13 protein-coding genes are annotated in these 12887 nt (G+C 69.7%); 9 read left to right on the top strand and 4 right to left on the bottom strand.

Annotation, left to right across the window (positions count from 1 at the left end; all coding sequences use genetic code 11):
- Positions 1-2 precede the first annotated feature (2 nt).
- Positions 3-773: an inositol monophosphatase family protein gene (locus Dsi01nite_RS16125; protein WP_203846961.1), complete on the top strand. Its 771-nt coding sequence runs from the start codon at positions 3-5 to the stop codon at positions 771-773.
- Positions 774-784: 11 nt separating this feature from the next.
- On the top strand, positions 785-1399 hold the full coding sequence (locus Dsi01nite_RS16120) for an NAD(P)-dependent oxidoreductase (protein ID WP_203846960.1): 615 nt from the start codon (positions 785-787) through the stop codon (positions 1397-1399).
- On the opposite strand, the gene Dsi01nite_RS16115 is transcribed toward Dsi01nite_RS16120, so the two are convergent.
- Positions 1400-2383 (bottom strand): aldo/keto reductase, encoded by a 984-nt coding sequence (locus Dsi01nite_RS16115; protein ID WP_203846959.1) that lies wholly within the window; start codon positions 2381-2383, stop codon positions 1400-1402.
- A 19-nt stretch (positions 2384-2402) separates the two neighbouring features.
- Positions 2403-3290 (bottom strand): aldo/keto reductase, encoded by an 888-nt coding sequence (locus tag Dsi01nite_RS16110; RefSeq protein ID WP_203846958.1) that lies wholly within the window; start codon positions 3288-3290, stop codon positions 2403-2405.
- Positions 3291-3425: 135 nt separating this feature from the next.
- Between Dsi01nite_RS16110 and Dsi01nite_RS16105 the strand changes: the two genes are divergently transcribed.
- The 3 genes from Dsi01nite_RS16105 (at position 3426) to Dsi01nite_RS16095 (ending at position 5942) form a co-directional block, all read left to right on the top strand.
- The gene (locus Dsi01nite_RS16105) at positions 3426-4301 is read left to right on the top strand and encodes a helix-turn-helix domain-containing protein (RefSeq protein WP_203846957.1); all 876 of its coding nucleotides are present in this window, start codon (positions 3426-3428) and stop codon (positions 4299-4301) included.
- Between the two features lie 32 nt (positions 4302-4333).
- A complete protein-coding gene (locus tag Dsi01nite_RS16100; RefSeq protein ID WP_203846956.1) occupies positions 4334-4906 on the top strand; it encodes an FKBP-type peptidyl-prolyl cis-trans isomerase in 573 nt (190 codons plus the stop codon).
- Between the two features lie 139 nt (positions 4907-5045).
- Positions 5046-5942 carry a septum formation family protein gene (locus Dsi01nite_RS16095; protein WP_203846955.1) on the top strand — a complete coding sequence of 299 codons (897 nt, stop codon included), beginning with the start codon at positions 5046-5048 and terminating at the stop codon, positions 5940-5942.
- A gap of 75 nt (positions 5943-6017) precedes the next feature.
- Here Dsi01nite_RS16095 and Dsi01nite_RS16090 read toward each other — a convergent pair whose 3' ends face one another.
- On the bottom strand, positions 6018-6521 hold the full coding sequence (locus Dsi01nite_RS16090) for a PDZ domain-containing protein (RefSeq protein ID WP_203846954.1): 504 nt from the start codon (positions 6519-6521) through the stop codon (positions 6018-6020).
- A gap of 170 nt (positions 6522-6691) precedes the next feature.
- Here Dsi01nite_RS16090 and Dsi01nite_RS16085 point away from each other — a divergent pair, with 170 nt between their 5' ends.
- The 4 genes from Dsi01nite_RS16085 to Dsi01nite_RS16070 all read left to right on the top strand — a co-directional run bounded on the left by Dsi01nite_RS16085 (position 6692) and on the right by Dsi01nite_RS16070 (position 9499).
- Positions 6692-7459 carry a hypothetical protein gene (locus Dsi01nite_RS16085; RefSeq protein WP_203846953.1) on the top strand — a complete coding sequence of 256 codons (768 nt, stop codon included), beginning with the start codon at positions 6692-6694 and terminating at the stop codon, positions 7457-7459.
- 86 nt (positions 7460-7545) lie between these two features.
- Positions 7546-8151 (top strand): ATP-binding protein, encoded by a 606-nt coding sequence (locus Dsi01nite_RS16080; protein WP_203846952.1) that lies wholly within the window; start codon positions 7546-7548, stop codon positions 8149-8151.
- Positions 8152-8357: 206 nt separating this feature from the next.
- Complete coding sequence (locus tag Dsi01nite_RS16075) at positions 8358-8882, top strand: hypothetical protein (protein WP_203846951.1); 525 nt, start codon at positions 8358-8360, stop codon at positions 8880-8882.
- Positions 8883-9094: 212 nt separating this feature from the next.
- Positions 9095-9499, top strand: a complete 405-nt coding sequence (locus Dsi01nite_RS16070) for a hypothetical protein (RefSeq protein WP_203846950.1) — start codon at positions 9095-9097, stop codon at positions 9497-9499.
- Between the two features lie 145 nt (positions 9500-9644).
- Here Dsi01nite_RS16070 and Dsi01nite_RS16065 read toward each other — a convergent pair whose 3' ends face one another.
- Positions 9645-12878 (bottom strand): discoidin domain-containing protein, encoded by a 3234-nt coding sequence (locus tag Dsi01nite_RS16065; RefSeq protein ID WP_203846949.1) that lies wholly within the window; start codon positions 12876-12878, stop codon positions 9645-9647.
- Positions 12879-12887: the final 9 nt, after the last annotated feature.

Below are 12887 nucleotides of genomic sequence, written 5' to 3'. Positions count from 1 at the left end.
TCATGACCGACCTGCTCACCAGCACCACTGCGCTTGTCAGGGAGGCCGGCGCCCGCCTGCTCCGCCTCTCTTCGCCCGACAACCGCGCCGCGACCAGCGACGAACTGTTCGCCGGCCTGCGGCGCAACGACGCCACCGTCGCCGACTTCCTGCGGGCCGCCCTGCCCGCCGCCGCTTGGGAGGACGACGAACACGGGACCGGTCCGATGCCGGCCGGCGAACGCTGGGTCGTCGACCCCGTCGGCGGCAACCTCAACCTCGTGCACGGGATGACCGGCTGGAACATCGGCGTCACGCTGGTGCGCGACGGCCGGCCCGCCTTCGCGGTGCTCCACTCGCCGCTGACCGGCGAGCTGTTCACCGCCACGGCCGGCGGCGGCGCGTTCCGCAACGGCGCCCGGATGACGGTATCCGCGAAGACCGACCTGAGCGTCGCCCTGACCGGCACCGGTCAGGCCAGGCCCAGCCACTCGGCTCCGGTGGCGCACCGCATCGGCGCCTCGATCACCGCGATGCTGCAGCACGCGCTGTACGTGCGCCTTTCCGTCCCGGTGAGCCACGAGCTCGCCCAGGTCGCCGCGGGCCGCACTGACGTGCACTGGCAGTTCGAAAACGTGCGCTCCCACATCGGTCCGGTGCTCCTGGTCCGTGAGGCGGGCGGCATCGTCACCGACTTCGACGGCAGACCCTGGGACGTCACGAGCCCCGGCTACGTCGCCGCCGCGCCGGGTGTGCACGCCGCAGCCCTCAACGTCCTGCAAACCTCGCTCTGACGGGAATGCCCATGCGTATCGCAGTGCTCGGCGCCACCGGCGCCACCGGGAGACTCATGGTCACCGCCGCCCTCGCCCGGGGCCTGTCGGTGACGGCCGTTGCCCGCGACCCGGCACGCGTACCCACCCTGCCCGGACTCACCACGGTCGCCGGCGACGTGCGAGATCCGGCCTCGATCGCCGCCGCCGTCGCCGAATGCGACGTGCTGCTGTCCGGCCTCGGCGCCGTAAAGGGCTCCGCCCCCGGCACCCTTACCGCCGGCGCTCAGGCCGCCGTCGCCGCCGGTGTCGACCGGATCATCTGGCTCGGCGCCCTGGGAACCGGCCCGTCGGCGGCCCCTGCCGGGGCGCTCACGCGCACCATGCTGCGCCTCCTGATGCGCAGTGAACTCCCCGACAAGGTCGAAGCCGACGCAACGGTCATCGCCGCCGGCGGCACCGTGTTCCACGTCGGCCCGATGACCGGCGGCCAGGCCTCTCCGTCCCCGCGCACGATGACCCTGGCCTCGCTCCTTCACCGGCTGTTCCCCCGCGGCGTGACCCGGGCAACGGTTGCCGCGGCGATGGTCCAGGAGGCCGAACAGGCCCGGTTCCCCGGCCAGACCGTCACCGTGCTGGACTCCTGATCAGCGCTCGATCACCCGCATCTGCTCGTCGGTGTGGTGGCCGCCCTCGGCGACGGGCAGGGCGGTGAGCGTGGCGACCTGCTCCGGCGTGAGCGTGACGGCGTCGGCGGCGGCGTTCTCCTCCACGCGGTGCACCCGCTTGGTGCCGGGGATGGGGACGATGTCGTCGCCCTGGGCCAGCAGCCAGGCCAGGGCGACCTGGGCCGAGGTGACGCCGATCTGGTCGGCGATCGCCTGCACCTGCGCGGCGAGGCGCAGGTTGTGCTGGAGGTTCTCGCCGGTGAAGCGCGGGTTGTTCTTGCGGAAGTCGCTGTCGTCGAGGCGTTCCACATCGGCCTGGGTGCGCAGGGCGCCGGTGAGGAAGCCGCGGCCGAGCGGGGAGTACGCCACCAGGCCGATGCCCAGCTCACGCAGCACGGGCAGGAGCTGCTCCTGGTCCCGCGTCCACAGCGAGTACTCGGACTGCAGGGCGGTGACCGGGTGCACGGCGTGGGCCCGGCGGATCGTGTCGACCCAGGCCTCGGACAGGCCGACGGAGCGGATCTTGCCGGCCTGCACCAGGTCCGCGAGGGCGCCCATGGTGTCCTCGATGGGGGTGCTCGGGTCGACGCGGTGCTGGTAGTACAGGTCGATGCGGTCGGTGCCGAGGCGCCGCAGCGAGCCTTCGACGGCGGCCCGGATGTTGGCCGGGCTGCTGTCCAGGCCCGCCGGGACACGGCCGTCGTGGGAGACCAGGCCGAACTTGGTGGCCAGCACCACCTCGTCGCGGCGACCCCGCAGGGCCCGGCCGACGAGCTTCTCGTTGACGTACGGGCCGTAGATCTCCGCAGTGTCGATCAGCGTGACCCCGAGCTCGATCGCCCGGTGGATGGTGCGGATCGACTCGTCGTCGTCGCTGCCGGCGCCGCTGTAGCCGTGCGACATCCCCATCGCACCGAGTCCGATGCGGGAGACCTCGAGTTCGCCGAGTTTGGCGGTACGCATGCTGTGTCCTCCTGGTAGATCAGGCTTCTGGGATCGGCCGGCCGAAGGTCGCCATCGTGATGGCCTCCGGCGCGGGGCCGCCACGGGTGTCGGTGTCGAGGGCGTCGATCGCGGCCAGCTGCTCGCCGGTGAGGTCGAAGTCGAAGACGTCGAGGTTCTCCGCGATGCGCGCCGGTTTCGTCGACTTGGGAATCACCGAACGCCCCTGCTGCAGGTGCCAGCGCAGCATCACCTGCGCCGGGGTCTTGCCGGTGGCCGCGGCGATCTCGCCGATCACCGGGTCCTGCAGGGTGCTGGTGTGCGGGCTGTCGCGGTAGAAGGTGATGCCGCCGATCGGTGACCACGCCTGTGCGAGGATGCCGTGCCGCGCGCCGAACGCCTGCACCTGCCGCTGCGCGAAGTACGGGTGCACCTCGATCTGGTTCACCGCCGGCACGACCGTCGCCTTGTCCAGCAACGCCGTGAGGTGCTCGACCATGAAGTTGGAGACGCCGATGGCTCGTACCCTACCGCCGGCGAGCAACGTCTCCAGCGCCCGGTACGCCTCCAGGGTCCTGCCGAACTCCGACGGCAGCGCCTGGTGCAGGATGAGCAGGTCGATCTGGTCGACGCCGAGCTTGCCGGCGCTCTTGTCGAAGCCGTGCAGCGTCTCGTCATAACCGTAGTCACTGATCCAGATCTTCGTCTCGATGAAGACCTCGGCGCGGTCGACGCCGGACTTGGCGATCGCCTCGCCGACCTGCCGCTCGTTGTTGTACGCGGCGGCGGTGTCGATGTGCCGGTACCCTGCCGCCAGCGCGGCGTCGACCGCGGTCCGGGTCTCGTCCGGCGGCGTCTGAAACACGCCGAACCCGATGGCGGGCAGCTCGACGCCGTTGTTGAGCGTCAGGTGCGGGATGGCTCGCATGGTGGTGTTCCCTTCGTTGTCCCTTCTCGTTGTCCCTTCGAGCAAACACCTACCCACGTCCGGCAGGGAGACACCGCTGAAAGGGGTTCTGCCAGGGACCCCCTCCCGCCGGGTGAGCGGCTTAGCCTTGGGCACGTGGACAATCGCAGCGAGGTGCGCGCGTTCCTGAGCTCACGCCGGGCGAAGGTGACCCCGGAGCAGGCCGGAATCCCCGCGTATGGTGGCCGCCGGGTCGCCGGGCTGCGCCGGGGCGAGGTCGCCGCCTTGGCCGGGGTCAGCGTCGAGTACTACATCCGGCTGGAACGCGGCAACCTCGCCGGCGTCTCCGACAGCGTCCTGGACGGCGTCGCCCGCGCGCTGCAACTCAACGAGACCGAGACCGCGCACCTGCACCTCCTCGCCCGCGCCGCCGGCCCCCAGTCTGCCCGCACCCGCGCCCGCCGGGACAAGGCTCCCGAGATCCGGCCCACGATCCGCCGGGTGCTCGACTCCATGACCGGCGTCCCGGCGTTCCTGCGCAACCACCGCTTCGACATCCTGGCCGCGAACCCGCTGGGCATGGCCCTCTACGCGCCGATGTTCGCCACGGGCGCCGCCCTGCCGGTGAACTCGACGCGGTTCACCTTCCTCAACCCGCACGCGCAGGCGTTCTACCCGGAGTGGGCGCTGGTGGCCCGGGCCGCGGTCGCCGCGCTGCGCACCGCCGCCGCCCAGCATCCGGACGACCAGCACCTGGTGAACCTGATCGGTGAGCTGTCCATGCGCAGCGAACCCTTCCGCGGCCTGTGGGCCGCCCAGGACGTCTACGCGCACCGCTACGGCGTGAAGCGTCTCCGCCACCCGGCCGTCGGTGACCTGGAGTTGGACTTCGAGGCGTTCCAACTGCCCGGCGACGATCAGCTGGTGCTCCTGACGTACTCCGCCGAGCCGGGCTCCTCCTCCGGCGACGGCCTGCAACTGCTCGCCGCCTGGGCCGCGACCCGCGACGCCACGGTGCGGACCGCCGACTGACGACGGCCTGGCAGACCTGTATACATCTCCGCATGATCATTCGCTTCGGCCCGCTGGTCGCCGCCGTGCTGCTCCTCACGGCACCGGCGGCCTGCACGCGGCAGCCCGGGCCGGCGCAGACGGGCGTGCACGCGGTCGCGTCGCCGAGTCCGAGTGCCGATCCGTCCTGCAGCCACGAACCACGCGCCGCGTTCCCGCCGCTGCGCGACGGATTCGACGAGCGCCTCGCGACCGCGCCGACAATCACCGCGGGTGCCACCGAGCCGGACGAATTGGCCGTGATCGTCCTGATTCTGGGCCATTGCGCGGCCGTCACGCCGGGCCAGACGATCACCACGAACTATGTCATTGCCACCCTGCGTGACGGCAAGGTCATCGACTCGACGTGGTCGCGGAAGTCCACCGTTGACGTGGCTGTCGGGCTGGGCCAGCTCGGACGGACGATCCAGGTGATCGCGGGCCTGGACCGCGGGCTGGTCGGGGTCAAGGTCGGCAGCCGCGTCCAGCTCGACATCCCACCGAACATGACGTACGACCGAGAGGCGAACCCGCACGCGCCGGCCGGCGCGCTGCGCGTCATCGTCGACGTCCTCGACGCGCGCTGACGCCTTCCGCCGGCGCACCCGGTCCGGTCCGTTCGGGGTCGGCGCAATGGCTGACCGGCCATTGACAAGATCGGCCGCCGTCGCGGAAAGTCGCCCGGTGGTTTCACGGGGAAATAGGACGATAACATCGATTGCCACCGTGCTGGTCGGGGTGCTGCTCGGGGTGTCGGGCTGCGGCAAGCCCGTCGCCGGGACCGACGGCAACCTGCTCGACGACTGGCAACCGATGGCGGCGCCCAAGTTCGACGTGCCGAGCGTCGGGATGTGCCTGGACAGCCCGTCGAAGACGTCCTTCGACCCGGCGTTCGTGCGGGCCGCCCCGATCGAGTGCGAGCGCGCGCACACGCTCGAGGTCGTGCTGGTCGGCACCGTCGAGGGCAGCGACGGGCAGGAGCCCGGGCCGCCGGCGGCGGGCTCCGCGGGGTTCCAGGCGGCGTACACCGCCTGCAGCGCGGCGGTCAACGACTACGTCGGCGGCGATTGGCACAACGGCATGCTCGGCATCGACGTCCAGCTGCCGCTGCCCGGGCCGTGGCGGGGCGGTCTGCGCTCCTATGTCTGCTCGGTCTTCGCGCTGACCAATGTGTACAGCCGGATGTCGTTCAACTCCGGGTCACTGAAGGGTGCGCTGGCCGGGGACGCTCCGAAGGCGATCCAGTGCCTGGACGTCCGGGGCACCACGAAGTCCGACGGCTGGTGGGGCGACCTGAGCGAGCTGACCCCGGTCGGCTGCACGACGCCGCACGAGGCCGAGTTCGTCGGCACCATCCAGGTGAGCGGCAGCGGCACGTTCCCCGCCGACGACGTCCTGAGGAAGTGGACGATCGACCGGTGTTATCCGGTCGTCGCGAAGTTCATGGGCCTCACCCAGGCCCAGTTCGACGCCCGCGTGGACATCGGGCTCGTCTGGGAAGGCGTCAGCAAGTTCCAGTGGGACGCGGGCGACCGCTATGTGCGCTGCTTCGCCCTGTTCAACCCGGGCAAGAAGGCCCGCGCCTCGATCAAGGGCCTCGGAACGAAACCACTACCGGTCTGACCGAGCCGCGTGGAGCAATTCCCTCGAGCTGGACTTTTGGGTTTCGGCGCGGCCGTCGCCACGGGCCGGTTCGGCTCAGTCCGGTCTGGAACCGAGCACGACGGTGAGGCTCACGGTCGACCCGTCTCGCCATACCTTCAGCGCAAGTTGATCCCCAGGGTTGGCTGCCCTGATGATTCCGATCAATTCGGCGGCGTCGGTCAGGGCGTCGCCGGCCGCGTGCGTCGCGACATCGCCCGGGCGCAGCCCGTGCCGTTCTGCGGGGCCTCCTGCGGCGACAACACCGATCTGGACGCCGCGGGTGGCATCCAGCAGTTGCGCACCGAAGTACGGCGTGCCCGGTGTATGTCCGATCAGAACGGCCGTCCCGGTCATCACGCAACATCCAGCGTCGCCGCCCACGGCGGTCCTGATGTCAACGATCCCGTTCGCGCCGAGTTGCAGAGCCTGCTCCACCAGAGACTTGACCATTTTCGGCAGGTTGCCGCCGCCGATCGCGTTGAGTTTGGCATCCGCGAAGACGAGCCCTTTTACCTCGTACACCAGACCCGGCGGCTCGGCCAGGGTGGACATCAGCATGCGATTCCTCCAGTCACGTCAGCTTGCCTACGCCTGTCAATGGCATCTCCACGGTTGAACCCGCCAGCCTACTGTCACCAAGATCAGCCGTCCGTGCCTGCCGCCGGCCGCGCTGCGCGGGAAGCGAAAAGCCTTCGACTGGAGCGGCCGGCGTTGCCTACGGTGAGCCGATGGATGAGGTCGAGCAGACCAGCCGGATGCTCGGCGAGGCCGTGACGCTGCTGTATGAGAGCTTCGCCGGCTACCCGCTGCGGGAATGGACCGACCCGTGCCTGCACTGCCACACGGCCGACGAGGAACGGGCGCTGCATCGGGTGCCGCTGCGCGACCTGACCCCCGACGACCTCGAGCAGTACGTCGCGGACTCGCTGATGTTGTGGGGTGACCTCGACGACCTGAAGCACTTTCTCCCCCGGATCCTGGAGATTGCCGCAACGGAAGGCTTCGAGTTTCCGGATGTCGAGATCGTCTACGGACACCTTGCGTACGGCGCATTCACCACCTGGCCGGCCGCCGAGCAGGCAGCGGTGCGGGATCTGGCGATGGTGCACTGGCGGACCGCCCTCGCCGAAGGCGTGCACCTGGCTCACTTCGAGCCCGTCCTGACCGGGATCATGCTGATCGAGGACGATCTCAGCCCGTACCTCAGGCACTGGGAGCGCTCCGGCGACGCGACCACGCTCGCCAACCTCGCCGAATATGCCCGAGAGGTCGCCCGCATCCGGAGCGGGGAACGCGCGTGGAACGCGTTCCTCCAGGTCGGCAGACCCGGGGGTGTCTACGGTACCGTCAGGCCCGGCCCCGGCCAGGTAACCGACTGGCTGGCCCGGCCGGACCTCCTCGCAAGGCTCGCCGCACGCCGGGGCACGCTGCCCGATCCGCCGGCCGAGGCCGCACTCGAGGAGGCACTCAAAGCGGTCGGCGAGCTGAGCCCCTGAACCGGGCCAGCGGGCGGTTGCCGCGTCGACGCGGCCGGTCGGTAAATGCCTCGATCGTACGGTTGAGGACGGCTAGCGTTGGCGAGGTGACCGGGACATTGCTCTTCATCGTCGGGCCGCCGGCCGTGGGAAAGATGACCGTTGGCGAGCAGATCGCCGCCCGGACCAGCCTGCGGCTGTTCCACAACCACATGGCGATCGAGCCGGTGCTTCGGTTCTTCCCGTTCGGTAGTCCGCCGTTCGGGCGGCTGGTTGACGGGTTCCGTCGCGACCTGATCGAAGAGGTGGCGGCCAGCGATCTGCCCGGACTGATCTTCACCTTGGTCTGGGCGTTCGACCTTCCCGAGGACGAGGTGGCAGTGGACGGCTTCGCGGAGCCGTTCAGACGACGCGGCGGCCGGGTCCTCTTCCTTGAGCTCGAGGCCAGCCAGGAGGAACGGCTCCAGCGGAATCGCGGCGTGTCACGCCTGGCGGAGAAGCCGTCCAAGCGGGATGTCGCCTTCTCGGAGCGCAACCTGCTCGAACTGGATCAGCAGTACCGCCTCGGCTCGGGCGGCAGGTTCGACGACCGTACCGACTACCTGCGCATCGACAACACCAGGCGGAGTCCCGCCGACGTGGCCGACATGACCATCACACATTTCGGCATCGCTGCGCAGCCGGGCTCGCCGGGCTGCCAGACACAGGACTGAACGAAATGCCGCAGCTTCCTGTTCTGTCCACAAGGCGAGTCGGCCGGAAGTCCATCACGGCGCGACGCCCGGAGCTCGTCCACGACACCCCCCGCTCGGTCGCCCCGGAACCGACTGTTGGCTGCGACACCGGACGCCTTCATCGCACAGACTGTCGGGGCGGAAGTACGTCGACTGCGGTGGTATCGAAATGATTTGATGACGTCATGGCGGGGTGGTTGACAGTCGTCGGGACGCTCGGCGGTGTGCTCGTGACGGCGGCGGTCGGGCTCATCACCGCCATGCTCAGCCATCGCTGGCAGCAGGAACGCCTGCGCCTGGAGCAACGTTTCGCCTCCGAGCGGGAACTGCGAGCCACCCGCCGGGAAGTCTACGCACGGTATCTGGTGACGGCCCAGCGGCTGTTCGACACAGCGAATACCCTGCACCGGCAGCGCAGCGAAGCTCCGCTGGACCTGGCCGATGTGATCGCCCGGCCGCCGGCGGAGTTGCGCGGTCCGCTCACCGACAACGAGACCGTGCGGGTCGAGACCATGCTGCTCGCAACCGGTCCCGTCCGAGAGGTGCTCGACACCTATGACCGCGCGCTGTGGAACCTGTTGCCGCGCATGGCGTCCGGCACGGACCGGGCCGGACAACCGGAGTGCACGAAGTTGTACCACCAGCTCGTCCAAGCAATGCATGCCGAAATCCACGGCGACCGACCCGAACGTGCGCAGGATCAGGCATGAGGCGGATGACGACCGGGCGATCCAAAGAGCACTGATCCGCCACGATTCGCTCACTGGGTGCCATCGTCGGCGGGTGGGTCGGAGTGCGAAGCGGGTGCAACTGGACCTCGTGGATGTTGATGTCCATGGACACAGGCGCCCGCCGTGCCATGGTTTCGGCGCTGCTCCGGGACGCGTCTGCCGCAGAGCGCCGCTGAGCCTACAGTGTGCTCATGGTGATCATGGAAGTACACAACGACTCCGCCGGGTGGCTGGTGCTCTGGTTGGAGCCGTTGGGAGAGGACCGCTGGCTGAAACCGGACGAAACGTTCCACGTCCGCTCCGACCATGACGACGAGGCAGCCTTGACCGTCGACCGCTTCGAGGACGACGACCGGGCGGCCGGCATCGCGAACATCGCGGTTTGGGTGAACGAAAGAGACGCCCAAGTCACCGACAGCAGCGGCACCCGTCTTGAGTCCGGCCATCAGCGCCCAGAGGAAGTCGCCAGAAGGTGGAACGCACCGTCGCGGCAGATGCGCGGCAACACGGCGTCGGACCCGATTCCGGAGGGAGGCCCGAGACGGAGCTTCTATATTGACCGGGCGCGGCAACCCCAAGGCCACGACGCTCGATGACCGGCATTCCGCGTCGACCAGCTACGTCGACCAATCCGGCGTACGCGCTTCGTGGCGGCGGGCTGGCGCACCGAGAGCCCGGACCTGAGAGCGACGTCCCCGGCGGCGCGGCCCGCCGCCGGGGACGTGACACGGGCGGAACAGATCAGGTCGGCACGATCTGGTAGGTCGCGCCGGACTGTGTCGGGAAGGTGATGGTGCCGTTCGGGGTGGTGTGCGCGACCGTCCCACCGCCCACCCTGGTGACCGTGACCGTCCGGCCGCTGCCCCACGGGTTGAGCAGCGCGACCGGGCGCCCGGCCTGGCTGGTGATGTCGACGTAGGTGACCTGGCCGCCGCTGAGCTGGCTGGACACCAGGAACGCGCCCTTCTCGCGGAGGTTGACGAACTGGGCGTTGCGGGACGTGGGCCAGACGGGGAAGACCCGGATGACGCCGTTGTCGCTCTGCAGCAGCAGGTTGTCGACGGCCTCGACCGCGCCGGACTTCTCCAGGCCGTGGAACGGGTCCCTGATCCGCAGGTTCGGCCCGAGCTTCTGGGTGATCTGGTTCTTGAGCTGGTCGATGAGGCTCTGCGCCGGGTACCCGACGCGGGCCGCCTGGGTGAAGACCTTCGGGAAGCTGTTGTCCTGCCCCCAGGAGTTCATGGCGTTGAGCGTGTTGACGGCGATCTGCCGGTCGGTGGCGGATGAGCCCAGGCCGAGGCCGAAGCCGGGGTGGATGAACTCGAGGTTGACGGTGTTGTCGCCGGGGTGGATGGGCCGGGTGTCGGAGCCGCTGATCGTGCCGGCGTCGGCGAGGGCGTACACGGTCTGTCCGTTGGCGACGGTCGTCGGGGTGGGCGGCAGGTGCGACAGGATGTTCTGCCAGGTGCCGCGCAGCGACGCATCGGTGTTGAGGTCCAACGACGCGTCGACGAGCGTCGACAGGACATACCGCAGCAGGCCCAGGTCGGGGCTGGAATTGCGTCCCCAGAGGCCTTCGTGCGGACCGGACCACAGGTTGTAGCGTTGCGTCGCGGCGTCGTACTCGAGCCAGTTCTGGAAGAACGCCGCCACCTCCTTCAGCACCGGGTAGGCGGTGTTCTGCAGGAACGTCCGGTCACGGGTGTACTCGTAGTAGGCGATGTACTGGGTCGCGGTGAACAGCGAGTTGCCGACCTGCTGGTGATAGTTGTTGTCGGCGGTGGCGCCGTAGGGGGCGATGCCGACCGGGAACAGCAACCCGGACGGCATGCCGCCGGACGGGAAGCGCCGGCCGACGTAGTCGGGTTTGACGCGGTTCAGGTCCTGCTGCGCCCGCCGCCGCGCCTCCGGCAGGTAGGCGCCGATCAGGTCGAAGTAGGGCAGCGCCAGCTCCGGGCGGTTGGTGGAGTACACGCCGTAGAAGTTGGCCATGTAGTTGTAGTTGAGGTGCATGTCGCCGCTGAACTGCGGCGAGTCGCTGGTCGCCCAGATGCCGTAGAGGCCGGGTGACATCTTGCCCGCGCGGATCGAGGAACCCAGCAGGTAGAGCGCGCCGTAGTAGTACCGGTGCAGGGTGTCGTCGCCGACGTTGAGATAGGACTTCAACCAGTATTGCTTCCACCAGTCCAGATGGGTGGTGTACTGCGTGTCGAGCGCGGTGCTGCTCTGCGCGTTGACGAGACTCTGGGCATTGGCTGCGGTGCCGGTGGGATTCTGCCCGCCGCCCGCGACGGCGGTGACGAGTTGGACGGTCTGGCCGGGCGCGAGGTCGAACGTGAGGCGGGCGGTCGCGCCGGAGGACGACGCGGTGCCGGTGCCGCCGATCAGCCGGGTGGCGAGGGACGCCTCGGACACCCAGTTGCCGCCGGTCGGGGTGCGCCGGGTCGCCCACGTGGTCTGCCCGTTGACGCCGGCGGTGTTGGTGAAGCCGCTGCGCGCGTCGGCGGCGCCGGCGAACGTCTCGGCCTTCAGGGAGACCGTGCCGGTGCCGGTGGAGCGGATCTGGGTGACGACGAGGTTGTCGTTGGCGGCGGTCCAGGTCTTCATCGTGACCGGCTGGCCGCCGATGGTCATGGTGGTGTCGACGTCGCCCTTGAGGATGTTCTGTTCCTCGCGGAACGCGCCGGACGGCGGTGGCGTGGTCGGTCCGGATCCCGGGCCGTAGAGCTCGATCTGGCCGATGCGGGCCCGCGGGTTGGTCTGCGAGTCGGTGGTGGTGCCCTGGGTGGGTTCGGTGATGTTGAGCCGGACGTACCGCACGTTCTGCGCGGCGATCGTCCGGTCGGTGGTGGCGGCGGTGTTGTTCGTGACGGTGTCCACAGTGGACCAGGTGGAGCCGTTGCCGGACACCTGCAGGGTCCAGTTCTTCGTGGTGTTGGCGGTCTCCGCCGGTCGGGCCGCCGCGTCGTGCCGGACCAGGTACCGCGTGAACGATTTCGCGCTGCCCAGGTCGAGGGTCAGGATCTGCGGCTTGCCGACCTGCGACACCCAGCCCTCATACCCGGCGGCCCACTGGCCGTTGACGGCCCGCGACGGGCTGAAACCGCCCTCGGTGCTGGTTGCCGATGCGGCGGCGCCGAGCGCCACATTGGACACCGGCGCCGCGCCGTAGAGCTCGATCTGGCCGATCCGGGCCCGCGGGTTGGTCTGCGAGTCGGCGGTGGTGCCCTGGGTGGGCTCGGTGATGTTCAGCCGGACGTACCGCGCCGACTGCGCCGCCACGGTCCGGTCGGTGGTGGCGGCGGTGTTGTTCGTGACCGTGTCCACAGTGGACCAGGTGCTGCCGTCGCCGGACACCTGGAGGGTGAAGTTCTTCGTCACGTTCGCGGTCTCCGCCGGCCGGGCCGCCGCGTCGTGCCGGACCAGGTACCGCGTGAACGATTTCGCACTGCCCAGGTCGAGGGTCAGGATCTGCGGCTTGCCGACCTGCGACACCCAGCCCTCATACCCGGCGGCCCACTGGCCGTTGACGGCCCGCGACGCCGGGAAGTTGGCGTCGGCGCTGGAAGCGGTGGCGACCGCGCCGAGCGCCAGGTTCGCCGACGGCGTGCTGGTGGCCGGTGCGATGGTGACGCCGCCGAGGGCGACGAACGACGGGTTCGGGTTGCCGGCCCAGAAGTTGCCCTTGGACACGGAGAAGGTCTTGTACCCGGGGCCGCCGCCGGAGGTGACGCCGATGTCACCGTTGCCGAGCAGGGCCGTGTCCGGCATCGACCGGCTGACCGCCCCGGCATAGTCCTGGGTGGTCCAGACGCCCCGGATGGGGCCGATCAGGTTCTGCACGTCGGTCCACTGCTGGGCCGGGGTGGGGGTCGCGGCCCTGGCGTCCGGGGCCGCGACGACGACGATCGCGGCGACGCCGGCGGTCAGCAGGCCGACCGTGGCGGCGGTGACGGTGCTGCGCATCCTGGTCATGTGCATCGC

The sequence above is a fragment of the Dactylosporangium siamense genome (assembly GCF_016862795.1).
GTDB lineage: Bacteria > Actinomycetota > Actinomycetes > Mycobacteriales > Micromonosporaceae > Dactylosporangium > Dactylosporangium siamense.
The sequence above is the reverse complement of the archived record's forward strand: the minus strand, read 5'-3'. Positions and strand labels throughout refer to the sequence as shown.

What these genes read in the sequence shown, in the direction of transcription:
- Dsi01nite_RS16065 (WP_203846949.1), bottom strand. Translation starts at nt 12,878, where the DNA reads ATGACCAGGATGCGCAGCACCGTCACCGCCGCCACGGTCGGCCTGCTG.
- Dsi01nite_RS16075 (WP_203846951.1), top strand. Translation starts at nt 8,358, where the DNA reads ATGGCGGGGTGGTTGACAGTCGTCGGGACGCTCGGCGGTGTGCTCGTG.
- Dsi01nite_RS16125 (WP_203846961.1), top strand. Translation starts at nt 3, where the DNA reads ATGACCGACCTGCTCACCAGCACCACTGCGCTTGTCAGGGAGGCCGGC.
- Dsi01nite_RS16085 (WP_203846953.1), top strand. Translation starts at nt 6,692, where the DNA reads ATGGATGAGGTCGAGCAGACCAGCCGGATGCTCGGCGAGGCCGTGACG.
- Dsi01nite_RS16100 (WP_203846956.1), top strand. Translation starts at nt 4,334, where the DNA reads ATGATCATTCGCTTCGGCCCGCTGGTCGCCGCCGTGCTGCTCCTCACG.
- Dsi01nite_RS16070 (WP_203846950.1), top strand. Translation starts at nt 9,095, where the DNA reads ATGGTGATCATGGAAGTACACAACGACTCCGCCGGGTGGCTGGTGCTC.
- Dsi01nite_RS16120 (WP_203846960.1), top strand. Translation starts at nt 785, where the DNA reads ATGCGTATCGCAGTGCTCGGCGCCACCGGCGCCACCGGGAGACTCATG.
- Dsi01nite_RS16090 (WP_203846954.1), bottom strand. Translation starts at nt 6,521, where the DNA reads ATGCTGATGTCCACCCTGGCCGAGCCGCCGGGTCTGGTGTACGAGGTA.
- Dsi01nite_RS16110 (WP_203846958.1), bottom strand. Translation starts at nt 3,290, where the DNA reads ATGCGAGCCATCCCGCACCTGACGCTCAACAACGGCGTCGAGCTGCCC.
- Dsi01nite_RS16115 (WP_203846959.1), bottom strand. Translation starts at nt 2,383, where the DNA reads ATGCGTACCGCCAAACTCGGCGAACTCGAGGTCTCCCGCATCGGACTC.